The 23249-nt window shown below is 45.4% G+C and carries 19 protein-coding genes and 2 tRNA genes; 9 read left to right on the forward strand and 12 right to left on the reverse strand.

Annotation, left to right across the window (positions count from 1 at the left end):
• Positions 1-10: 10 nt before the first annotated feature.
• The 6 genes from POW22_RS05905 to POW22_RS05930 all read right to left on the reverse strand — a co-directional run bounded on the left by POW22_RS05905 (position 11) and on the right by POW22_RS05930 (position 7568).
• Positions 11-544, reverse strand: coding sequence for a hypothetical protein (locus POW22_RS05905; RefSeq protein WP_272831703.1), 534 nt, complete (start codon positions 542-544; stop codon positions 11-13).
• Positions 541-1791 (reverse strand): DUF6638 family protein, encoded by a 1251-nt coding sequence (locus POW22_RS05910; protein WP_272831704.1) that lies wholly within the window; start codon positions 1789-1791, stop codon positions 541-543. The genes POW22_RS05905 and POW22_RS05910 overlap by 4 nt, the downstream gene beginning before the upstream one ends.
• Positions 1791-3755: an AAA family ATPase gene (locus POW22_RS05915; protein ID WP_272831705.1), complete on the reverse strand. Its 1965-nt coding sequence runs from the start codon at positions 3753-3755 to the stop codon at positions 1791-1793. The genes POW22_RS05910 and POW22_RS05915 overlap by 1 nt, the downstream gene beginning before the upstream one ends.
• A 3-nt stretch (positions 3756-3758) precedes the next feature.
• Positions 3759-4811: a hypothetical protein gene (locus POW22_RS05920; protein ID WP_272831706.1), complete on the reverse strand. Its 1053-nt coding sequence runs from the start codon at positions 4809-4811 to the stop codon at positions 3759-3761.
• A 52-nt stretch (positions 4812-4863) separates the two neighbouring features.
• Positions 4864-6210, reverse strand: coding sequence for a coiled-coil domain-containing protein (locus tag POW22_RS05925; protein WP_272831707.1), 1347 nt, complete (start codon positions 6208-6210; stop codon positions 4864-4866).
• 215 nt (positions 6211-6425) lie between these two features.
• On the reverse strand, positions 6426-7568 hold the full coding sequence (locus POW22_RS05930; RefSeq protein ID WP_272831708.1) for an acyl-CoA dehydrogenase: 1143 nt from the start codon (positions 7566-7568) through the stop codon (positions 6426-6428).
• A 92-nt stretch (positions 7569-7660) separates the two neighbouring features.
• On the opposite strand from POW22_RS05930, the gene POW22_RS05935 reads away from it, so the two are divergent.
• The 9 genes from POW22_RS05935 (at position 7661) to POW22_RS05975 (ending at position 17276) form a co-directional block, all read left to right on the forward strand.
• The gene (locus POW22_RS05935) at positions 7661-8731 is read left to right on the forward strand and encodes an anhydro-N-acetylmuramic acid kinase (RefSeq protein WP_272831709.1); all 1071 of its coding nucleotides are present in this window, start codon (positions 7661-7663) and stop codon (positions 8729-8731) included.
• Between the two features lie 65 nt (positions 8732-8796).
• Positions 8797-10023 (forward strand): Glu/Leu/Phe/Val dehydrogenase dimerization domain-containing protein, encoded by a 1227-nt coding sequence (locus POW22_RS05940; RefSeq protein WP_272831710.1) that lies wholly within the window; start codon positions 8797-8799, stop codon positions 10021-10023.
• Between the two features lie 12 nt (positions 10024-10035).
• The gene (gene nhaD / locus POW22_RS05945; protein WP_272831711.1) at positions 10036-11415 is read left to right on the forward strand and encodes a sodium:proton antiporter NhaD; all 1380 of its coding nucleotides are present in this window, start codon (positions 10036-10038) and stop codon (positions 11413-11415) included.
• A gap of 53 nt (positions 11416-11468) precedes the next feature.
• Positions 11469-12170, forward strand: a complete 702-nt coding sequence (locus POW22_RS05950; RefSeq protein ID WP_272831712.1) for a MotA/TolQ/ExbB proton channel family protein — start codon at positions 11469-11471, stop codon at positions 12168-12170.
• A gap of 10 nt (positions 12171-12180) precedes the next feature.
• A complete protein-coding gene (locus tag POW22_RS05955; RefSeq protein WP_272831713.1) occupies positions 12181-12573 on the forward strand; it encodes an ExbD/TolR family protein in 393 nt (130 codons plus the stop codon).
• 1 nt (position 12574) lies between these two features.
• Entirely contained in the window at positions 12575-13387 is an 813-nt protein-coding gene (locus tag POW22_RS05960) for an energy transducer TonB (RefSeq protein WP_272831714.1), read from the forward strand.
• Between the two features lie 36 nt (positions 13388-13423).
• Positions 13424-15913 carry a VPS10 domain-containing protein gene (locus tag POW22_RS05965; RefSeq protein ID WP_272831715.1) on the forward strand — a complete coding sequence of 830 codons (2490 nt, stop codon included), beginning with the start codon at positions 13424-13426 and terminating at the stop codon, positions 15911-15913.
• 48 nt (positions 15914-15961) lie between these two features.
• Positions 15962-17134, forward strand: coding sequence for a bifunctional folylpolyglutamate synthase/dihydrofolate synthase (locus POW22_RS05970; protein WP_336407706.1), 1173 nt, complete (start codon positions 15962-15964; stop codon positions 17132-17134).
• 67 nt (positions 17135-17201) lie between these two features.
• Positions 17202-17276: transfer RNA gene (locus tag POW22_RS05975), tRNA-Val, on the forward strand.
• A gap of 725 nt (positions 17277-18001) precedes the next feature.
• Here POW22_RS05975 and POW22_RS05980 read toward each other — a convergent pair.
• The 6 genes from POW22_RS05980 to gldJ form a co-directional block, all read right to left on the reverse strand.
• The gene (locus POW22_RS05980; protein WP_272831716.1) at positions 18002-18313 is read right to left on the reverse strand and encodes a DUF6122 family protein; all 312 of its coding nucleotides are present in this window, start codon (positions 18311-18313) and stop codon (positions 18002-18004) included.
• A gap of 338 nt (positions 18314-18651) precedes the next feature.
• A tRNA-Val gene (locus POW22_RS05985) sits at positions 18652-18726 on the reverse strand.
• A 144-nt stretch (positions 18727-18870) separates the two neighbouring features.
• Positions 18871-19044 carry a glycine zipper domain-containing protein gene (locus POW22_RS05990; protein ID WP_272831717.1) on the reverse strand — a complete coding sequence of 58 codons (174 nt, stop codon included), beginning with the start codon at positions 19042-19044 and terminating at the stop codon, positions 18871-18873.
• Positions 19045-19081: 37 nt separating this feature from the next.
• A complete protein-coding gene (locus POW22_RS05995) occupies positions 19082-20170 on the reverse strand; it encodes a serine hydrolase domain-containing protein (protein WP_272831718.1) in 1089 nt (362 codons plus the stop codon).
• 3 nt (positions 20171-20173) lie between these two features.
• A complete protein-coding gene (locus POW22_RS06000; RefSeq protein ID WP_272831719.1) occupies positions 20174-21457 on the reverse strand; it encodes a UDP-N-acetylmuramoyl-tripeptide--D-alanyl-D-alanine ligase in 1284 nt (427 codons plus the stop codon).
• 82 nt (positions 21458-21539) lie between these two features.
• Entirely contained in the window at positions 21540-23207 is a 1668-nt protein-coding gene (gene gldJ / locus POW22_RS06005; protein WP_272831720.1) for a gliding motility lipoprotein GldJ, read from the reverse strand.
• Positions 23208-23249: the final 42 nt, after the last annotated feature.

The following is a 23249-nucleotide window of genomic DNA, read 5'->3' on the forward strand; positions in this document are numbered from 1 at the left end:
GGTGTTTTAATTAGTTGATCATGCCTTTGTCCTTCAGACGTTCTCTGGCGCTCTTTTTAGGCGCTTCGGGTTCTGGTTCGGCCTTAGCTTCTGCTTCTGGAGTAGTTTCCGCAGCTTCTTCTGCCTCCGCTTCTGGCTTGCCTTCTGCCAAGTCTTCAATAAAGTCTCGTCCCTTTTGAACGGCTTCCACTAAGTTCTCCTTAGAGAGTCCTTCCTTGGTCACAAAGAAGGCCGAGGCGATATAGGTTCCCGCTAAGGTTCCTACTATAGCACTCACAAAATACTGCACCACAAAAAGGTTGATTGGAGTTAGGGCCATGACCAAAATCAGACCTAACAAAAAACCAGCGGTGATCCACACCAAGCGCATTAAAAAGGGTTGGAGGTACAAAAAGCCCTTAGGGTTGTCGGCCTCCATCTGCAGCTCTTTGCTGTGAGTGATCTTGTTTACCAAACGGTAAAACTTGTTGTTCTTAGATTCGCGCCAGTAGGCAACAATTCCAAACAATATGGCAGCTATAAATACAATGATCTCTATGGTCATAACTTAAATTCTTTATTGCGTTCTTTTATGCGTGCTACGATCCAATCCTGATACGATTCGTCATAGTTTTCAAAATGGGCGTAAAAGCTTTCTTTGTCAAACCAGTAAAGGGCCACAGGATCTAGCGGCATAATTTTAACCAGCAGCTTCCAGATCAAAGCGCGGTGCTCATCTTCAATAGAAGAATGAGGTTCATGCAAGGCGAGGAAGATTCGGTAATCTACCAGGTCCTTGCGTTTATATTGGTTGCTCTGGGCAATCTTTTCGTTATAGATCTCCACGCCGCTAATGAGCTTGCGCTGAGCATCCGTCAAGGTGTTGAAATAACGCTTGTACAGAAACTCGTTCTCTAGGATCTCTGCCAAAGGATGTTCTGTTTCCTTTAGGTTTTCTACCAACAAATGCTTTTTGATGCGCAGGTACTTCGGAGTGGATTCCGATCGCTTCAAATTGCATTCTACGATCAAATGATCTACCAGCGTCTTATGCAGCTCTTCGTGGTCCTTGTGGAACAACATCACCTCATGAGTGGTATTGCTTATCGAACTCTTAAAGGTTTCCATAGACTCAAAGACCATGATCTCTTTGATAAAATCACGCAAGACAAACACCCCGCCATAGGCTTTGGTGTAAAAGGAATTCACTTCAACGCTGATGGGTTCCAAATGAACTTTGCGTTCCCGCAGATCGCCGAAAGCTAGGGCAGAGGCTAAAAGCTTTTTGTGAATCTCTCTGTGGAAGAAATTGTTCCCGGTATTGTACTCTTCAATCAAGGCCATTTGTTCCGCCTTGTTCTTATCCAGATCCCCGCTGATCTTAAAGTGAACGGTCACTTTTTCAATCTTGAGCAGATCAAAAGATTCGTAATAGGTGTCCAAGCCTTGATCAATATGCAAACAGATCGCGGAATCTTTAGTAATATCTTTGATCTCTCTTTGGTAGGCCGTAAACACCGCATACATCAAATCCCGGTCAAAACTGTGAAAGGGTCTGTAAACAGGCTGATCAAACTGCTCTGGAGAAACAATGATTCCATAGGAATTGGCATCGCCCAGGTTGAGGTAGTAATCGTCTTTGAGCTCCGCAGCTACCTCTGGACTCCACCCTAATCCGTCTATCTGAAAGCGTTTGAGCTTTACCGGCTTGATTCCCAACATGGCCAAACAGTCATTGTAGCGCGCTACCAACGGTCCGGAAACCGTGGTCAAGCCGCCGCCAAACAATCCTGCCTGCTGTAATTTCTCCATTAATCTGTCCCTTTTTCAAACTGCTCGCGAGCTTCCATTTGAATGTTGAGCTCGTTCACGCGTTGTTCCACTTTGCGTTTAAAGTCAGTATCTGCAATGGTTGCTACGTTGTCTAAGTAGCGCACCACTTCTTGTCTTCTAATGTCTGAAAAGTCCAAGCCTTTCATGTTCTGCTTCATCAGATCCTGAAGCATGCTGTATTTGGTGTCGTAATCCTTCTTGAAATACAAGGTCGGATCCTCAAACCACTGCTCAGGCAGGTCAAAGTCTGTCAAGCGTAAGGAAATCGCAGACTGAATGTTTCTAATATCACGAGACGAGAAGAACGGAAAGCTCTCCTGAATCTTCTTGTACAACTCTGCATAAAACATATGCTGGTCATGAGCGTTTTTGGATTCGACTTGCTCAAAGATCTCCAATACGCGCTCTTCACTAGGACGCTCTGCATGCTTTAAGATCTCACCCAAATTCTTTGCCAGTCCTTGATTGGCCAAGTATTCGTATTTCTCTGGATCTTTCATATTCACAAAGCCTGGCATAGTTTCGTTGAGTTTGCTCCACCACAAATAATCCTGATCCACAAAGTCTGGAATGGTTCGAGCTCCATCGATCTTAAAACGCGCCTGTACCCTTGAGATCACCGCTTTGTCCAGCATCTCCGGCAGGTTGGTAAATAATCCAATGGCACTGTTTCCGTAGTTCACGGCATAGGCGCCTTCTGTGTAGCGTAAGAACACACCAATAACTTCTTTCACCCCAGCAGATACTCCTTGAGCGGTACGCTCTTGCAGGTTGTTCTCTGCATCATCAATAGGCGCAAAGATCAACTTGGTAGGGTCTTGCATGGGTTTCATCCACTGTACCATTTTCTCCGCAGAACCTCCTTGAAAAGTAGAGATCAGCGTGTCTGGCATGGGATGGAATAAGAACGGGATCTCTAAGATTTCGCAGTATTCTTTGAGGCGTGTCGCCATAGCGGCGATCAACATACTTTTACCGGTACCTGGAATTCCGTAGCCCATAAAAACAGGCATAAAACCACCTAATTCTTGGAACGGATTCTTCTTAGCTGCAAAATCATAGCTCAGCATGCGCTCGGTCAAACGGCGGGCAAAGTGCTTGGCATCTCGGTTACCGACAATTTGTTCAAACTGGATCTTATTGAACTCTACGCTTTGCGCAGTGCCTTCAAAGACATTCTCCCAGCCCGATACCGCAAACTCACTGTTTTCGAGCTTGTAGGTTCTGTCGGTTATGGTTTCTGTGTATTCCAAAGAACTGATACGGAGTTGGATTTCACTGATCAATCCTTCAAAATAAACCACCGTAAAGTCAATCACATCTTTGTCTGAGGTGATCATCTCCGGATGGCTCAAATACTTGTCAAAGTAAAAGAGCATACAGGCAATCCCTTTAATAGGAGAGGCCAAGGAGACCTCTGGAATTCCCGCGAATTTGTTTTTTAACACCGTAAGATCATCAGAAGCATGAGGCTTGAGATCAAATAAGGTTTTATAAGCGGTTCCATAGAGCATAAAGGCCGTGGCCGTATGCATCTTGCTGTCATATTCTCTGCGGCGTGAAGCGTCTAAGCTGCTGCGTTGCTCTTGCATGGCAGAGAGACCGCTGGCATCAGAATACGCATCCTTAAGCCAAATACCCATGCTGAGGCCTTCTTGCAGGGCCATAAGGGATTGGTTCAAGGCTAATGGAATGGCAATAGAATCATTCAGTAAGCGCTTCTTAAGCCCTAAAATGGTCTTGGAAACAGAGGTAACCTCTGTTTTGCCATTGCCAGTCGCTTTAGAGAGGTAGAGTAGAATAGAATCGTCTTTCCCGTCCTTCTCTCTATTCTTGGCTTTCATACCCTGTTCCCATTGAACACCTTTTAGGTAAGAGGCCGCTTCTTCGCGGAGGGCTTCCAGTTCGTTCTTTTTGATGGGAAATGTGGTATTGTGTTCCATATATTAAAGGTTTACAGCAGGGATTTCTATAGGGTTCTGTGTCAATAAATTCAGTTCGTCCGGGATGTCGTTGTACAAAATCTGCAACGTCCGGTGAGGTGCAAAAAGCAGGCGTTCTCTCTTGGGTTCTGTCCAAATTTGAAAGTGCTGCTTGTTAAAAAAGCTTCCTTCTTTAAAGGTGCCTTTGGATTCGATATGCGCCGCTCTGAGCGAAAAAGCAAAATTCGACAGATCCAAATCCTTGTTGCCAATGGCTTTGAGCAAACTGTGCGTAATGGCCAATTCATCCTTGGCAAAGATGCTGTGTAGCGGCCCAAGGTCAATCAGCTTTAAGCTACGCGGATAGAGTTTAGGCAAACGTTTGTCAATGGCATAGGCCATCATCTCTACGTCCATGTTCCTATCCGCAACCTTTTCCAAAGCTTCATAGATCTCTGCCTGATAGTCCGCGACACTGGTCTTGTTCACATCAAAGTACATATAACCTACAAAAGGCCTGTTGAGTGATACATCATAAAAGGACCAACTCACTAAATTGCGACCGATGGTTCTGTCGTTGGTACGCACAATCTTGCCTTGTACAAAGCGTCTAAAGATATAGTTGCGGTCTACTGATGTGTAGTAAACTATAGATGCCGCTTGGTGCAATTTTTTGTCTGCGACTGGCTTTTTTTGCTTTAGGAGCGTGTCCAGAAACTCTTCTTTCAGTTGTTGAGCTGGAGGCAATTTTTCAATGAATTCTTGCTTGAGCGCCAGATCGTTCAGCAGGTATCGGAACTCCAAATAATTTGGAAATCCAGATTCTGTGAGATCGATCCGCATCTTTTCCTCGTCATCAAAGAGGTACTTCACGCGGAAAGCTTCCAAGCTGTAGAGCATCAGGTCACAGTACTGGGACAAGAACTCGAGTTCGCGTTCGGTACAGATGTCCTTTTGTTTTAAGGCATCAACCAAAGCATTGAAACCGTGTTTGACCAGTTTGAAATACGCCTTGTACTGTTCTTTGGTTTCTAAAACCGCAGAATCCAAGGGAGTAACTATGTCATGTAAGCCCATAAGCTCTCGCTTTCACGTGAAAGTTTAAAGTTAAAAGATGTGGCTTCGGAGTTTATCCGAGCAAGTCGTCGTCTGCAGGGTCTGGAGCCGGAGCCGGATCACCACCACCACCGTCACCGCTCGGTGCAGGAGCATCGTCAGTAGCGTAATAGTCCTCAAAGATCTCCTTCATGTCAATCCCATAACGGTTGGCAAAGTCCTTTTGGATCTCTGCATCCTTTTTACGCAGTTCTTGTAAAGCCTCAGCATAGGAGCTGTAAACACCTTGCATCACTTTTTCGTGAACTGGGATGTTGTCCATCATCTGCTGACGCGCCTTGGCAGAAGCTGTGTGCATAGCCGCTAGAGTTTGTCCAATATGCTCATCGGTTTTAACCCCTAAGTGTTCTAAGATCGCTGCGAACTCTTGATCGGTTCTCGCCTTGAGGGCAACAACATATCCGTCGTAGTACTTCAGACGCTCGTCAGTATCACTTTTAAGCTTTGCTCTGTGCGATTGTAAATTGCTGCGCAGAGAAGTCAACACTTTGATGGTCAAGTTGTGCTTGTGAACAAAGCTGTCCTTAGAAGCCGCAAGGGTAGTGTAGGCGTTTTTAAGACCTTCTAGTTCTTCTACCTTTTGTTCCAGCTGAGTGATCTTAGCAATGGCCTCAGAATACTCTGGCGATTGCTTGTCGGTGATCTCCTCAAGCTCTTGACGGGCCTGCTTCAATAGCGCGTATTGCTCTTCGAGTTTTTCTTCGGTCTCTTGCTTTTTCTCCAAGGCCTTGTTGTGGTTCTTGGATGCTTCAACAATAGCTACCTGCAATTTCTCTTCTACCTCTTTGATCTCAACCTCACGGTTCTTCAAACGGGTAACAGCAGCCTGACTCTTGTACGAGAGCTCGTTGAGCAAGGTTTGAATATCGGCGTTCTCAATACGCTCTTGAAACATTTGCTTGGCGCGAAGATCTGCTGCATCTCGGGCTTTCTCTGCCGCTTTGAGCTCCTCTTCTTTGCGCTTGATGCGGGACTTTCGTCCAAAGAGGTTGTTCCACCAATTGTCCTTGACGTTCTCTGCATCTTGCAATTCTACTTTGGCTTTATCCAAAGCAGCTTGCGCACGGTCAATTACTTTTTGTTCCTCCGCATTGAGGGTAGAGAACTTCTCGAAGATGATTCCTACTTCATCCTGATAGTCGGTAAGGTCTTTGATCGCTTCTAATAGGGAGCTGCGATCCTTCTCTGCCATGCCTACTACGTCATCCAAGGTCGCGTTGAGTATCTTTTGACGAACTTCTGGATCGTCCTCTTGCGCCAGCTTGGCTTTCATTTGGTCCATGGTTTTACCCCAGTTCACATCTACTTTCTCTTGTGCGGGGCCAGAATCGGTCTCTAATAAGTCAAAATCGTCAGCCATAGTAAGACTATTGTTTTAAGGTTGCTAAAATTTTCGGAGTATCAATTTCGGTAAAAAAAATGAGTTAACGCACTCATTTCGGAAAAGCTTTCGACTATTAGTCTTAAACAGGGTCAAAATGTTACACATTGCAACTATAGTGTACATTTTGAGCGATTTTCATAAAAAAACCCTGAGCGATTAACTCAGGGCTTTTTACAGTGGACTAATTCAGATTAATCTTTCAAGAGACTTCTGGAGATCACGATCTTTTGGATCTCGCTTGTTCCTTCGTAGATCTGTGTGATCTTCGCGTCACGCATCAAGCGCTCCACGTGATATTCTTTTACATAACCGTTTCCGCCGTGTACTTGCACTGCTTCTACCGTTACTTCCATGGCAACTTGAGAGGCGTAAAGTTTCGCCATAGCACCGCTCAGATCGTAGTTGTGACCGTTGTCTTTGTCCCAAGCAGCTTTCATTACTAAGTGACGAGCCGCTTCGATCTTAACGTGCATATCTGCCAATTTAAAGGCAATGGCTTGGTGGTTGCAGATCTCTGTACCGAAAGCCTTGCGCACTTTAGAATAGTCTCTAGCTAATTCGTAAGCTCCTTGCGCAATACCTAGAGCCTGAGCTGCAATGCCAATACGACCACCGCTTAGGGTCTTCATGGCGAATTTGAATCCGAAGCCATCTTCCCCAATTCGGTTCTCTTTAGGAACTTTAACGTCGTTAAAGATCAGAGAGTGGGTGTCGCTTCCGCGGATACCGAGTTTATCTTCTTTAGGGCCGATCTCAAAACCTTCCCATCCTTTTTCTACAATAAGCGCATTGATTCCGCGGTGACCTTTATCGCGATCCGTTTGAGCGATCACAATATAGTAGTCTGAGGTGCTTCCGTTGGTGATCCAGTTCTTGGTTCCGTTAAGCACATAGTGGTCACCCATATCAATGGCCGTGGTTTTTTGAGAAGTCGCGTCAGAACCTGCTTCTGGCTCACTCAAACAAAAAGCCCCAAGAGCCTCCCCAGATGCCAATTTGGTCAGGTATTTCTCCTTGTGCATATCGCTACCAAAGGCTTGGATTCCGTAGCACACCAAAGAGTTGTTTACAGACATCACTACCGATGCAGAAGCGTCTATTTTACTGAGTTCTTCCATGGCCAACACGTATGAAACCGTGTCCATTCCGCCTCCGCCGTATTGCGGATCTACCATCATTCCCATAAATCCAAGTTCTCCCATCTGTTTGATCTGGGCTGCTGGGAATTCTTGTTTATTGTCGCGTTCTACAACGCCTGGAAGCAATTCGTTCTTAGCAAAATCACGAGCTGCCTCGCGGATCATTTCATGTTCTTCGGTTAAGGTAAAATCCATGGAATTCAGTATTCTTTAAATTATTCTCAAAAAAGGTTAGCAAAGATACTTCTTAAATGGCATATTTTCAATAAATCCTGTTATTTTTAAGAATGCTTAAAAATCAATATCACGTACTTGGAGTGATGTCTGGTACATCGCTGGATGGGATTGACTTGGCTGAGGTTTTCTTCACTGTAGACCAAGGGGTTTGGACTTATGAATTTGGGCACACCCAAATGCTTCCCTATGATGAAAAGCGCGAGAAGGCTTTTTTGGCAGATCTGGTCAGCCTCAGTCCTGCGGAATTGGACGCGGCAGATACGCGCTATTCCCAGTTTTTAGGCGAGCAGATCAAAGTATTTATCCAAGAGCATAATATTATGGGGCTGGATGCGGTTTGTTCACACGGACACACGGCCCTACACCGACCTGATCTGGGAGTGACCCGTCAGATCGGAAATCAAAAGCAGCTTGCCGATATCATAGGGCAACGCGTAGTTTGCGATTTTAGGGTGCAAGATGTCGTCCTAGGCGGGCAAGGTGCTCCTTTGGTGCCCATTGGCGATCGATTGCTTTTTGGAGATTACGACTATTGCATCAATCTGGGAGGGTTCGCCAACCTATCCTATGAACAAAATGGAAGGCGGATTGCTTATGATCTGTGTCCGGTCAATATCATACTCAATGCACTAGTGGAGCCGTTGGGGCTTGCTTATGATGAAGGCGGCAAGATCGCCCAAAGCGGAACTGTGAATGATCAGTTATTGAAACAACTCAACAGCTTGGATTACTACGCGCAGCAACCTCCAAAATCCTTAGGACTGGAATGGGTCCGCAGTGAAATTCACAACAAATTCAAACTTAAAACGCTCAATCCAGAAGATGCCTTAGCCACTTTGGTAGAGCATATGGCTTTTCAGATTTCCAAACCCTTAAAAGCGAAGAGTAAGGTCTTGTTTACCGGAGGCGGAGCTCACAATGATTATCTTCTGCAGCGCATAGAGTCTTATAAGTCATTGAAAATCAAAGTACCCAACAAACAACTGATTGAATACAAGGAAGCCTTGATTTTTGCACTTTTAGGCGTCCTTAAATTGCGTGATGAGGTCAATTGTTTAGCCTCGGTTACTGGGGCGCGTAAGGATCATTCTAGTGGCCTGATATTTAACGCTAATATTTAGTTATCGCGAACGGTTTGGGTACTTAAGTTTGTTATATTTGTCATGCTACTATGCCAACCAACTAAATGAAAGAACTCCTTAAAGCTTACGAGAATAAAGCACCAGAAATCGTGTTTCATTGGAACGATCCTCATACCGATGCAGAAGGTTGGACCGTCATCAATTCGCTCCGTGGTGGAGCCGCTGGTGGGGGAACTCGTATGCGTAAAGGTTTGGATATGAATGAAGTGCTTTCCTTGGCCAAGACCATGGAAGTGAAGTTCACGGTTTCCGGACCAGCCATTGGAGGTGCTAAATCAGGGATCAATTTTGACCCTGCTGATCCGCGTAAAAAGGAGGTCTTAGAACGTTGGTACGCTGCCGTTTCTCCTTTGCTCAAATCCTATTACGGAACGGGTGGAGATCTCAATGTAGATGAAATCCACGAAGTAATTCCAATTACGGAGGCCAGCGGTGTTTGGCATCCGCAGGAAGGAGTTTTCTCAGGACATTTTCAGCCGAGAGAGGCCGATAAAATCAACCGCATTGGTCAATTGCGCCAAGGGGTGATCAAAGTAATCGAAAACCCGAACTACTCTCCGGACGTAACCAAAAAATACACCGTGGCCGATATGATCACTGGTTTTGGTGTTGCGGAGGCTGTAAAACACTACTATGAGGTTTACGGCGGTTCTGTAGTTGGCAAGCGTGCTGTGATCCAAGGTTTTGGAAACGTAGGGTCAGCTGCGGCGTATTATTTGGCCTTAATGGGAGCCAAGGTTGTCGGTATCATTGACCGTCACGGTGGAGTGATCAATGAAACTGGTTTTTCCATGGAAGAAGTTACCGAGTTCTTTTTAAGCAAGCGCGGTAATGAACTTATGGTGGAAAATATGATCCCGTTTGAAGAAATGAACGAGCGCATTTGGGCTTTGGAGACTGAGGTCTTTGCTCCTTGTGCGGCATCTCGTTTGATCACACAAGATCAGATCGATCAAATGATCGCTTCTGGTTTAGAAGTGATCTCTTGCGGGGCGAACGTTCCTTTTGCCGATCCGGAGATTTTCTTCGGTTCTATTATGGAGCATACAGACCGCGAGGTTAGTTTGATTCCAGATTTTATTTCAAATTGTGGAATGGCCAGAGTTTTTGCTTACTTTATGGAGCGAAAAGTACAAATGACCGATGAAGCTATCTTCAATGATACTTCGCAGACCATTAGACGTGCTTTGGAAGCTACACACCAATCGAATCCGAATAAAACAAGAATAAGCGAAACCGCATTTGAGATCGCTTTAAAACAACTTATATAAACTACCATCTGTATGGAATCTATCATCATTCTCATTTTTGTATTTGGTTATTTATCAATCACCTTAGAACATCCCCTTCGTCTAGACAAAACTGTACCTGCCTTGATCATGGCAGCCCTTATTTGGGCAGTGCTTTCCATTGGCTTCACCGCCGGATGGTTCAACGTCATAGACACCCATGAGAATGTGTTTCAATACATAGCCGGCGACCACGCCATGGAAGAAGGCTTCTCCAATACGCTGCTGCATCACTTGGGTAAAACAGCGGAGATTCTCATCTTCTTAATAGGCGCCATGACCATAGTGGAGATCATTGATCTGCACCGCGGTTTTGAGATCCTGAAAGGAGCTGTGAAGACCAAGAGCAAGAAGCGTCTGCTTTGGATCATTGGTATTTTGGCGTTTATACTATCAGCTATCATTGATAACCTTACGGCAACGATCGTACTGGTAACCTTATTGCGTAAGCTGATCCCAACCAGAGAGGACCGTTTGTGGTTTGCCTCTATGGTAGTGATTGCGGCGAATGCTGGGGGTGCTTGGTCACCGATTGGAGACGTAACCACCACTATGCTTTGGATTGCAAATAAGGTGACTGCCTTAGGTTTGGTGAAGTTTGTGGTCTTGCCGTCTATTGCTTGTTTCCTTGTACCGTTCTTCATTGCCAGTCGTATGAAGCCTTTCCAAGGTGAGGTGACCGGAGTAGATGAGGATGAAGATGCAGACGGGCGCAGATTACTCAGTAGTAAGACTATGTTGTTCCTCGGTTTGGGGATGATCGTGTCTGTACCGATCTTTAAAACAGTAACCCACTTGCCACCTTATATTGGGATGATGTTTGCCTTGGGTATTGTATGGTTGGTTTCAGAATACATTCACCCAGAAGAAGACTTCTCAGAATCAGAAAGACACAAATACTCTGCACACAAAGCCTTGTCGCGTATTGAAATATCAAGTATCCTTTTCTTCTTAGGAATCCTTATGGCCGTTGCCGGACTGGAGAGTTTGGTTTACGGAACTTCCATGGACGGAGAGCAAGTAGGTACGCTGCGTTACTTAGCAGAAGTATTGCAAGGAGCCATTCCTTATGAGGATGTCGTAGTGATCTTGCTGGGTATCTTCTCAGCCATTATTGATAACGTGCCGCTTGTAGCAGCATCTATTGGAATGTATGAATCTCCAACCGATTCTGTATTGTGGCATTTTATTGCTTATTCTGCAGGAACTGGAGGATCTATGTTGATCATCGGATCTGCTGCGGGTGTAGCTGCAATGGGAATGGAGAAGATCGATTTTATCTGGTATTTAAAGAAAATTACTTGGTTAGCATTCGTAGGTTTTGCCGTAGGAGCTGGAGTGTATCTTCTGTTCCAACGCGTGCTACTCGTTTAAGCCCTTACAATTTCTGAACGTATTGTTCGTTCTACCATTATTAAACCTAAACTATGTTGAATTTCCTACTTCAGGACCCAACTACCGATGCTGTAGATGGCCTGGAACCTGTCGTTGAAGAAAAAACGATCTCATTGATGGAACTCCTGCTCAACGGAGGAGTTGCTGGTCAAATCATTATTGCTGTTTTATTTGTGCTGCTTTTTGTGGCTATGTATATCTACTTTGAACGCCTGTTTGCGATCAAATCGGCTTCTAAGATTGACGGCAATTTTATGAATCAAATTCGAGACAATGTAGGTTCTGGAAACTTAGAAGCGGCAAAGCTTTTATGTGTTCAGCAGAACTCTCCCGTGGCTCGTTTGACTGAAAAGGGAATTTCACGAATCGGAAGTCCACTGGATGATATCAACACCGCCATTGAAAATGCGGGGCGTTTGGAAGTCTATAAAATGGAAAAGAACGTAAGTATCCTCGCTACCATTGCAGGGGCTGCCCCAATGATCGGTTTCTTAGGGACGGTTATTGGTATGGTTTTGGCTTTCCATCAATTGGCTACCAGTAGTGGACAAGCAGAGATGGGCTCACTGGCAGAAGGAATTTATACGGCCATGACCACTACCGTTGCAGGTTTGGTAGTTGGTATTATTGCGTATATGGGTTACAATCACTTGGTGGTTAAGACAGACAAGGTTGTGCACCAAATGGAGGCCAATGCTGTTGACTTCCTAGATCTTCTAAACGAACCAGCTTAGATACGGCAGTATGAATCTAAGAGGAAGAAATAAAGTAAAGGCTGAGTTCAGTATGAGCTCCATGACAGACATTGTATTTCTGTTGTTGGTGTTCTTTTTGCTGACTTCGTCTAACGTAACTCCAGATGCGCTCAACCTAGTGCTTCCAAAGGCCAAAGGGAAGACCACGGCGCAGCAAAATGCTTCTGTGAGCATTACTAAAGGAGGAGCTTACTACGTGAATAAAGAGCGCGTAAGTGAGTACAGCATAGAAAGTGAACTGCAAGCAGCCTTGGGTGGTCAGGATTCCCCGACCATCATTTTGCGTGCAGAAGAAGGCGTGCCCATTGAAAAGGCCGTTTTGGTAATGGATATTGCCAATAAGAACAATTTTAAAGTCGTACTCGCCGTACGCCCGAATTAATATGGGATTTTTAGATACCCAGCACAAACGCAAGAGCTTTCGCATCAGTTCAGCCCTTATGGCCATACTGTTGCTGTTGCTGTTTTTCTTCGGATTGAAATATCTCGATCCGCCACCAGAAGGTGGGATCGCCATTAATTTTGGAACCAGTGCTACGGGTTCTGGAAATGTGCAGCCGCAGGAGACGGTAAGAACAGCTCCGCAGCAAACGCAGTCCAATCCGCAGCAATCCTCTAAAGACATCAATGAAGAGGTGGTAACCCAAGACATTGAAGATGCGCCTGTGGTAAAGGATGATCAAAAACCTGTGGAGACCAAACCTGCAGTAGAAGAGAAGCCAGTTGAGACTGAAAAAAAACCAGATCCCAAGCCAGATCAAAGCACTACGGACGCACTATCATCCATCATCAACGGTCCTAAGAATGACGGAAAGACCGATGGAGGAGAAGGTCCCGATGCCACCGGAGGTGACAAAGGAGATCCCAACGGAGACCCAAATGCCAGCAGCTATTATGGAACTGGTAAAGGTCTAGATGGAGATGGAAACTACCAGCTTGGCGGACGCTCTGCTTTGAACAAGGAGAAGTATCAACAAGACTGTAATGAGGCTGGAACCGTCGTGGTCAGTATAGAGGTGGATCGCAACGGAAACGTGATCAGCGCTACTCCTGGAGTTCGCGGGACTACCAACAATTCACGCTGTCTGCTAGAGCCGGCCAAACGCGCGGCTATGGATACCAAATTCAACGCAGATCCCAACGCACCTGCAAAACAGATCGGGAAGATCGTTTACCGTTTTTCTTTGTCCAATTAAGAGGTCATTTTTGGTATCTTTGAGAAAAACGATGCCATGAATAGACCTACCTACTCAATCTTAACAACATTGCTTCTAGCACTGCTCTTAGTGAGCTGCGAGCACGCCCCCAAATACGACCTCAGCAACATTCCTTCTGAGCGTCCGGGAGACATTCTATTTATGCAACGAGCCTTCCCTTATGGGGAAATAGCTACACAAGCCTATCCAGAGGCTATTGCATGGAAGCAAAGTCAAAACCTCGCCAAAAGCGGTGGAGGAACTGTTTGGGAATTTGCTGGGCCCCTTAATATTGGCGGACGCATCTCAGACATCGCTATTGATCCTATTGATCCAGATACCTATTACGTCGGAGCTGCTTCTGGCGGAATCTTTAAAACGACTGACGGTGGCGCTTCTTGGCTGCCGATCTTTGATGGACAGCAATATTTGTCCATTGGAGATATTGAAATTTCTGCCACAGATTCTAACAAGATCTATGTAGGTACTGGAGAACCCAATGCCGGAGGTGGATCTTTGGCCTATGATGGTAACGGAATCTTTAAAAGTACCGATGGCGGCCTTACTTGGGAGTCTAAAGGCCTTCCAGATATAGGAAGTGTTGGGAAGATCGTTATTGATCCTACTGATGATGAAACCCTTTACGTTGGAGCGATGGGTCCGCTTTTTAGAGATGATTCAAATAAAGGCGTTTACAAAAGTACAGATGGGGGTGACACTTGGAGCCAGGTGCTCTTTGTGTCAGAGATCACTGGTGTAATCGATATGGTCATTCATCCAACCAATCCAAACATCGTCTATGCCGCAACCTGGGAGCGCATTCGCAGGCCAGAGTTTAGAATTTATGGGGGAGAGACCTCGCGCATTTATCGCTCTACAGATGCGGGTGCCACTTGGACAGAACTCACTACAGGCTTGCCATCTTTGCCAGAACAGAAAGGACGCATCAGTATAGATATTGCTCAATCAAATCCAAACGTGCTTTATGCGCTATATGCCGACAGAAATGGTTCCATCTTTGATGTTTTTAAAACGACCAATGGCGGGAATTCATGGAGTTCTTTAGGTGGAGGTGATTTGACCAACGTTGGTTTTCACTGGTGGTTTGGCGGTATTACGGTAGATCCTACAGACGAGAACACGCTCTACAATATTGGTTTTGTGATGGAAAAGTCCACAGATGGAGGAGCAAGCTGGGGACCTTCCTTCCCAGGTGTTCATGTGGATCAGCATGCCTTGGCTTTTCATCCTAGTATTGACAATCTGATCCTTTTGGGTAACGATGGTGGTTTGTACACCAGCGCCGATGCAGGAAATTCTTGGACCTTTGATGATACCCTGCCTATCACACAGTTTTACCGCATTAAGGCCGATCCGCAGAACAGTGACAGACTCTATGGAGGTTCACAAGACAACAGTACGTTTAGAACCACCACCGGAGGTTTAAGCGACTTTACCATCATTACCGGCGGCGACGGCTTTCAACCACTTATTGATCCAACGGATAGCGGTACTATTTACACTCTTGCGCAGCGCGGATTCCTGCAAAAGTCTATTGATGATGCAGCGAGTTTCAACGTAGTGCTGAGCGGTGTGGATGGCTCCGAACGCAAGAATTGGGATACGCCCATAGTCTTTGATCCTGCTAACAGCAATATCGTTTACTACGGAGCGGAACGACTTTACAAATCAGTGGATGGCGCCATAAATTGGAACGCGATCAGTCCTATTTTGCACGACGGCCCTTACCCGGGGAATAACGGCTTTGGAACCCTGACCAGTATAGATGTCTCTGCCTTTGATTCCGATAAGATCATTATTGGGTATGACGATGGAAATATTTGGACCACCATTGACGGAGGCAGCAATTGGACGCAGGTTTCAACTACTTTGCCAGACCGATGGGTAACCAAAGTGCTCACTTCTCGTTTTGATACCAACACCCTTTATGTGACCCTTTCGGGTTATCGTTTTGGAGAAGATAATGGACACGTATACAAAAGCACGGACTTTGGTGCTACTTGGACCAATATTGGCACTTCATTACCAGATATTCCAGTAAATGATATAGTGCAAGATGCGTTTGGAAACCTCTTTTTAGGGACCGATATTGGCGTTTTAGGTTCTGAGGATGAAGGCGCAACTTGGGTCCCTATTGGAGCCAATATGCCTGCCGTTGTGGTAACCGATCTGGATATTCATGAAGCCGACGAATTACTTTTTGCAGCGACTTACGGAAGATCCAGCTATAAATTAGACATTAGCGTAAACGTGCTTAGCGCGGATGAATTCACTGCGGATGCGGAGTTGATCTTAGCGCCGAACCCTGTGAACGGAGTTTTGAATATTACGAGTTCTCTGCCTTTGCAAAATGCTTCCCTGAGCGTGTACAATGCCTTGGGACAAGTGGTTTTAGAGCTTCCGTTTTCACAATCAGTGGACGTGAGTGAATTGCAAGCGGGCGTTTACTTTTTACAATTAAAAAGCGCTGAGGGAACACAGACCAAGCGTTTTATAAAACGATAAGTTATAAACTATCAGCAGACATTAGATTGGCTCTTTGCGCAACTTCCTATGTATCAAAGGGTAGGCGGGGCCGCATATAAGATCGATCTTTCCAATACCCGAGCGCTTTGTGAGCATCTAGGGAACCCGGAGCAGGGTTTTAAAAGTATTCACGTTGCAGGGACCAATGGTAAAGGGTCTTGCAGTCATATGCTAGCCTCTGTTTTAATGGCGGCCGGATACAAGGTTGGTTTGTACACCTCTCCGCATTTAAAGGACTTTAGAGAGCGCATTAAGATCAATGGGAAACCTATTAGTAAAAAGGGTGTTGTTCAATTTGTAGCGGCTCATAAAGACTTTTTTGAGCAGCAGCAGTTGTCCTTCTTTGAGATGACCGTGGGTATGGCCTTTAAGTACTTTGAAGAACAGCAGGTTGATATTGCCGTGGTTGAGGTGGGCCTTGGGGGCCGATTGGACTCTACCAATGTCATCACTCCTGAGGTTGGAATCATTACCAATATTGGGTTTGACCATATGCAGTTTTTGGGCAATACGCTAGCGTCTATTGCAGAAGAAAAGGCAGGCATTATAAAACCGGGAATTCCCGTAGTGATCGGAGAAACTACTCCCGAGACTAAAAAGGTCTTTACAACAAAGGCTCAAGATGAGGGGGCGCCTATATTTTATGCAGAAGATCACCCTTTTTCTAGCTATCCACTGGATCTCAAAGGCGATTATCAAAAGCAGAATTCTAGGACCGTGCTTCTGGCCATAGAGCACTTAAAGAAGAGAGGTTTTAATGTTCCCGATGCTGCTGTAAAGATGGGATTGAGCCAAGTCATTAAGACCACTGGTTTATTAGGGCGTTGGCAGCAGCTCGGTGAATCACCAACAATAATTGCAGACACGGCTCATAACAAAGAAGGCTTGGCTATTGTGCTGAACCAGTTGAAGAATACCAGCTATGATCAATTGCACTTGGTGCTTGGTTTTGTCAGTGATAAAAAGGTGGCTGATTTGGTTGTGATGTTTCCTAAAGATGCACGCTACTATTTCTGCCAAGCCAAGATTCCACGAGCTATGAACGCTGAAGAATTGCAAGCCATATTTATAGCTCAGGGACGTAACGGCAAGGTATACAGCAGTGTAGGCAGAGCCCTCGGGGCTGCAAAAAGAAGTGCCTCAAAAACAGATTTGATTTATGTGGGTGGAAGCACCTTCACCGTGGCGGAAGTAGTCTAAATTTTTCTTCAAAAAGTATTGCACCAATAAAAAAAGAACCTATATTTGCAACCGCTTAACAAAGCAAGGGCGCGTAGCTCAGTTGGTTCAGAGCACTTGGTTTACACCCAAGGGGTCAGGGGTTCGAATCCCTTCGCGCCCACAGCAAAAACCCTCCTTGAAAAAGGAGGGTTTTTTGTTTGCGCAAAACTGAAAATTTCATTTTCGAGTTTTGAAGCAAACACAAAACACATCCATTGGATGTGTTTTTGCTGTGGTAACCCCCTTCAGGATCATCGCGCGAAAGCGCGATAATCCCAGAAGGGGGCGCTCGGGATTCTATCGATCATTTCTATATAAGCCGTCCTATTGTTATCAAAATTTAGTGATACTCACTTCCAGCGCGGCAGGCCGCATGCTTCACTAAAAATGTCCACTGGACATTTTTTATACGCTCAGCAGTCTTCGCGCCCACTTGGTCTTTTTTTTGAATGGTATTATTCCTTTAGAGCGAAGCGAGTATTCCCTGTTATTGTAAGATCGTTTGCTGTGGTAACCCCCTTCAGGATCATCGCGCGAAAGCGCGATAATCCCAGAAGGGGGCGCTCGGGATTCTACGGAATGAGTTCTTTCCGCTTCGCGGCTACCTCCATCAAACATCCACTGGATGTTTGGTTTTGCGTTGCAAAACTTCATTGCGGTAATCCCGCGCGGCAGGCTGCATGCCTCGCTAAAAATATCCACTGGACATTTTTTAAACGCTTAGCAGTCTTCGCGCCCACTTGGATAATTTTTGAAATTGTGATCCTTTGATCACGAGCGAAGCGAGTAATCCCATTTATTAAAAAGTTGTTTTGCTGTGGCCGCTCGGGATTCTATGGAACTATATTACTTTATCATCAAACAGTCAGACCAGTCTGCTAGCATATGCATCAACAGCCCTAGTCCTATCCAGTGAAAAGGTTTCTTTAGAAAAACCATAATGAGGTAGGCAATCATCGCATAATACGTATGGAGCAGATGAAAATTGATACTACAGCGGTTGGGGTCAAAGATAGGATCGGCCAATAAGTGATCCAGGTCAACCAACATGGTAGCGACAAAGATCAAATACGCCTTCTTCCAATCTTTGCGATAGAAGATGAGCGCCGCCAATAATGGAAGGATAAAGTGAAGTCCGTAATGGAGTAGGGGTCGCAAGGATCTGTGTTAGAATTTATGCTTATAAATGTACGAATTTTGGCGCCTGCCTTCGGCACCGCGCTTTCCGCGCTACACGGTAGCTTGCTTCAATCGCTGGCGCGGGGCAGATACGGACATCGAGTGATTTGAGCGAAGCGAGAATTGTATCGAGATGTCGATGGGAGGGAAAAACTGGATTACTCATTTCAGTCGTGAACCATCTAACCGCACTCCTGTAAATGAAAAATACACGGCCTTCAGCCGTCATTTTGTATTTCCTCACAAACTCGAAAGCGAGCTTTCGGTTTGTTCGTAAACACAAAATCCACACTTTCGTGTGGATTTTTCGCTTAATGTGGGTCATACTGGATTCGAACCAGTGACTTCTACCCTGTCAAGGTAACACTCTGAACCAACTGAGTTAATGACCCGTTTAACAAAGATATTTAAAGTTGTAAGTATAGGCAAGATTCCGCGCCAGGGATTAAAGCGGCATCCTTTGTGCGAAGCGCAAAGATAAAGCGGAAAGCCCGGTCCTGTAGTGGACTTGTTACACTACAGGGGGCGCCCAAAAATTATTCCTCGCTCTCTTTCTTCTTGGCAGCAACTGCAAAAGCACCGCCAAAGGCCGCTCCAATGGCAATTCCTAAGGAAAGCCAGAGTCCAATATTGCCGGTGATTGCGCCTATGGTGGTTCCAAAACAAACTCCTAAGGCAACACCTAGGGACAGTCCTTCTTCTTTTTTCACTTCATAGGTTTTGCTTGTTGGACGCAGAAAGGATCACTTAGTTACGCGCGCCAAAGGTGGGGATCAAAATATCGCGGATCACAAATAGGGGCAGTTGTGCTTTTGGGGAATTATAAGCTCCGCCGGTAAATACAAAAACCGCTTCGATCTCAGGGAACACCACAATGTATTGCCCGCCATTTCCACTCGCCGCGAATCCAGGGAGTGCTTTTCCTTCATAGGGGAAAGCCGTCATCCACCACAAAAAGCCGTAGCCGCTTTCATCAATCAAAGTGTGCTGACTGGTGGATTGTGCAACCCAAGCTTCAGAAACCAGCTGCTGGCCGTTCCATTGGCCGTTCTGTAATACTAATTGCCCAATTTTAGCCATATCTCTCGGAGTCATATAGAGACGCTTTGCAGCAGAGATCACCTCTTTTTTAGAGGTATGGTCCCAGCGGTAGTTGCTAATTCCTAAAGGATCTAATAGATATTTTTTTGCGAAGTCATCCAAAGGAATCCCTGAGGCGCGTTCCAACACTTCCATAAGCATGACCGTGCCAATAGAGCAATAGTTGCTCACAGTACCCGGTTCGTTGATCATGGAAAGGTCCAAGGCGTATTGCAACCAGTCTTTTTTGCGGTAGATACGATCTTCTTGCCCGGCCGATCCTTTGTCCCGATCGTTACAATCCCAGCCTGGAGACATGGTCAAAAGGTGCCTTATGGTGATTTTTGCTTTGCGGTAATCCAGATTCTTTTTGGCCTCTAGCGGACGCAGGTATTTTTGAATGGGATCGTCTATGCTCGTTATAAAACCTTGATCTATGGCAATACCAATGAGTAAAGATCGAATGCTTTTAGAGGCCGATCGCAGATCGTGTTGATCGTCTCTTTGCTGATCGTCAAAATATTCCTCTATGAAGAGTTCGCCACCTTGTACTGCAAGAATGCTGTGCAGTTCGTGCTCTGCTTCTGGGAGCTGTGCAAAAAGCTGATACAATTTGGTGGTGTCCAAGCCTTGTGCGCGTAGATCTGCAGTTTGCCAGCCATCGTTGAGCTGTTTGGGTTGAGTGTACTGGTAATCGTTTTGTGAAAACCCTAAGGTTGTATAAACGAGGGTGAGAAAGCAAAGGAGTAAACGCATGAGTTACAAGATATCCAAAATACGTTCCAAAGCCATGCCTCTAGAGCCTTTTATAAGTAGCAGATGGCCTTCTACATCCTTTTGTTGAAGGGCTACAACTAAGTCTTCATACTCACTGCATTTGATCTGCCCATCATGGGCATCCACGGCATAAAAGTTTGCACCTACCAGAAATACGCGGTCAAAGTTTAGTGAATTCGCAAGATCTGCGATGGCTTGATGTTCTGCTGCAGCTGTTTCTCCCAATTCAAACATATCACCCAGAATAACCGTTTTAGGCGCCTGGCTGCCCAAAGTCTTAAAGCTCTTTAAAGTGGCTTCCATGCTGCTTGGATTGGCGTTATAGGCGTCTAAAAGGATTTTATTTCTGGGTTTGCTGACCCATTGTGAGCGGTTGTTCTCTGGGTTGTAGCTTTCCACTCCAGTTTTGATCTGTTCTTCGCTGAGCCCAAAATGTAAGCCTATTCCAATGGCAGCTCGAATATTCTTGGCATTGTGTTCTCCTATCAAATGGCTTTGAATTTCCGTGTCATTAAGGGCAAATACTACACGAGGATTGGTGGCTACAAGTTCCAATTTATTGCCCGTCATTTGAGCTCCGATGAGAACCCGATCCATAGCCTCGGTCAATTCCATTTGTTTGGGATCGTCTTGGTTCACAAAGACTGTTTTGTTACGACTGGCAAGATTTCTGTATAATTCTGACTTGCCTTTGATGACTCCTTCAATTCCACCAAAACCTTCTAAGTGCGCTTTTCCAAAGTTTGTTATGAAACCAAAGTCAGGTTCGGCTATGGTAGCGAGTTCTGCAATCTCTCCTTGGTGGTTGGCGCCCATTTCTACAATTCCAAAGTCGTTTTCTGAAGTAAAGCTGAGTAGGGTGAGTGGTACACCGATGTGATTGTTGTAATTCCCTCGCGTTGCTTTTAGATTGAATTTTTGAGACAGTATCGCGGCAATAAGCTCTTTGGTGGTGGTTTTGCCATTGCTTCCTGTTAAAGAGAGGATGGGTAAGCCTAAAGCGCGTCTGTGATGTGTTGCAAGTTCTTGCAGTGCTATGAGGCAATCATCTACTAAAAAGTAAGTGCCTTCTACAGGATGCTTGTATTTGGCCTGATCAATAACTACAGCTAAGGCTCCTTGTTCCAAGGCCGCCGCCGCGAATTTGTTACCGTTAAAATTTGGGCCACTCAGGGCAAAGAAGATCTGATTGGGTTCTAATTTGCGCGTGTCTGTGCAAACGCCAGCGCTCTTTAAGAATGTAGTATATAATTGCTCTAGATTCATCACTCACAAAAATAAGGGAAGCTTGGGTCAAAAAAAAAGCCCTGCATGTATCATACAGGGCTTTTTTGAATATTTCCATTTCCTAATTTCTAGGACGTTTTCTGTCTTTGGATTTTGATCCTACACGAGACATCGCACAACGGAAACCGATATAATCAGTTGCCATGTCTTGTGGGAAGAAGCGGCGTTGCGCCGGATCTAACCAGTAGTCACGATCTCTCCATGAACCACCTTTGTAAACACGAACCTCATTGTTGATCAAAGAAGTACGCTTGTTGGATTCGTCGTACTGACGGTCCATATTACCAGTGGTGTCGTCCGTTCCAACCTGGTGCGTAGGTGAGTTGTACATACGCTTCTCATCGTCAAATTCTGCATCGTCGTTGAACGATTCGAAATAACGCGTTGAACGCTTGTCACCATCGCGGTAGTCACGGTTGTCACTCTGGTCAAAGTTTGTTCTCAAGTAGGTCTCGTCTTCGTCAACTGGTACCTGAAGAATCTCTCCTGGAAGGTTACGAGCTACGATCTTACCGTTGTTTAGGGTATCCCAAACAATAGAATCAGCAGTTACGATCTTCACTTTACCGTCTTCGCCAATGGCGTTTTTGGTATAAACATTACCACGGTAGTAGTTGAAGTCGTTGAATTCATCGTCTACGATAGGTCGGTAGATATCCGCAACCCATTCAGCTACGTTACCGGCCATGTCGTAAAGACCATAATCGTTTGGCTGGTAAGACTTCACTTCAGCAGTGATGTCTGCACCATCATCACTCCATCCTGCAATTCCACCGTAATCACCATCTCCTTGTTTGAAGTTGGCCAATTGATCACCGCGGCTTCTGCGATTTCCAGAGCGTGTGTATTGTCCGTCCCATGGGTATTTCTTACGACCACGGTAAACGTTGTATGAGCGCAGTCCAACCAATCCTAGGGCAGCGTATTCCCATTCCGCTTCAGTAGGTAAGCGGTAAGCTGGCAATAGCAATCCATCTTTACGTTGAACGTAAAGGTTGGTACTGTCTGTATTTCTTTTAAGCATAGAAGCAGAACGCTTTCCACCACGTGTAATTGAATCGTTACCTCCGTAGGCTTGAGATGGCGCATTCAAATACGTTTGGGTGCTAAAAGCTTGTCCTTCGTCAACATTCAGTTTAGCGCCTCGGGCAGTGAAGCCTTCTTGCTCTAAAATCAATTCGTTAACACGGTCAGTTCTCCAGTTGCTGAATTCGGTAGCTTGAACCCAACTAACACCAACTACTGGGTAATCTGCATAGGCAGGGTGTCTCAAGTAGTTGTTGGTCATAACTTCGTTAAAACCAAGTCGGTTTCTCCAAACAAGCGTGTCTGGAAGAGCTCCGTCATAAATTTTCTTGTAATTGTCGTTTTCCGGCGGGAATACACTTTTGATCCAATCCAAGTACTCTAGGTACATTAAGTTGGTAACCTCAGTCTCGTCCATGTAGAAAGATTGAACGTGTTGCTGAGTAGGTGAGTTGTTCCAGTCGTGCATCGGGTCGTCTTGAACACGTCCCATGGTAAAGGTACCACCCTCAACAAACACAAGACCTGGTCCGGTCTCTTGTTCTTTGGCTTGAGGATTGTACTGAAAGCCACCTTCTTTGGAATTCATCTTCCAACCTGTAGCTCGCGAACTGCTTTTGTAGTCGCGGGATTTACTACAGCTAAAGATGAGCGTGCTCAGGAATACAACAGCTAATAGCTTAAGTATTGTTGGTCGTTTCATGTTTTAGTTCTGTTAAGAAATGGGTTCGCAATATACTAAATA

Source organism: Gilvibacter sediminis (assembly GCF_028561565.1).
GTDB classification, from domain to species: domain Bacteria; phylum Bacteroidota; class Bacteroidia; order Flavobacteriales; family Flavobacteriaceae; genus Gilvibacter; species Gilvibacter sediminis.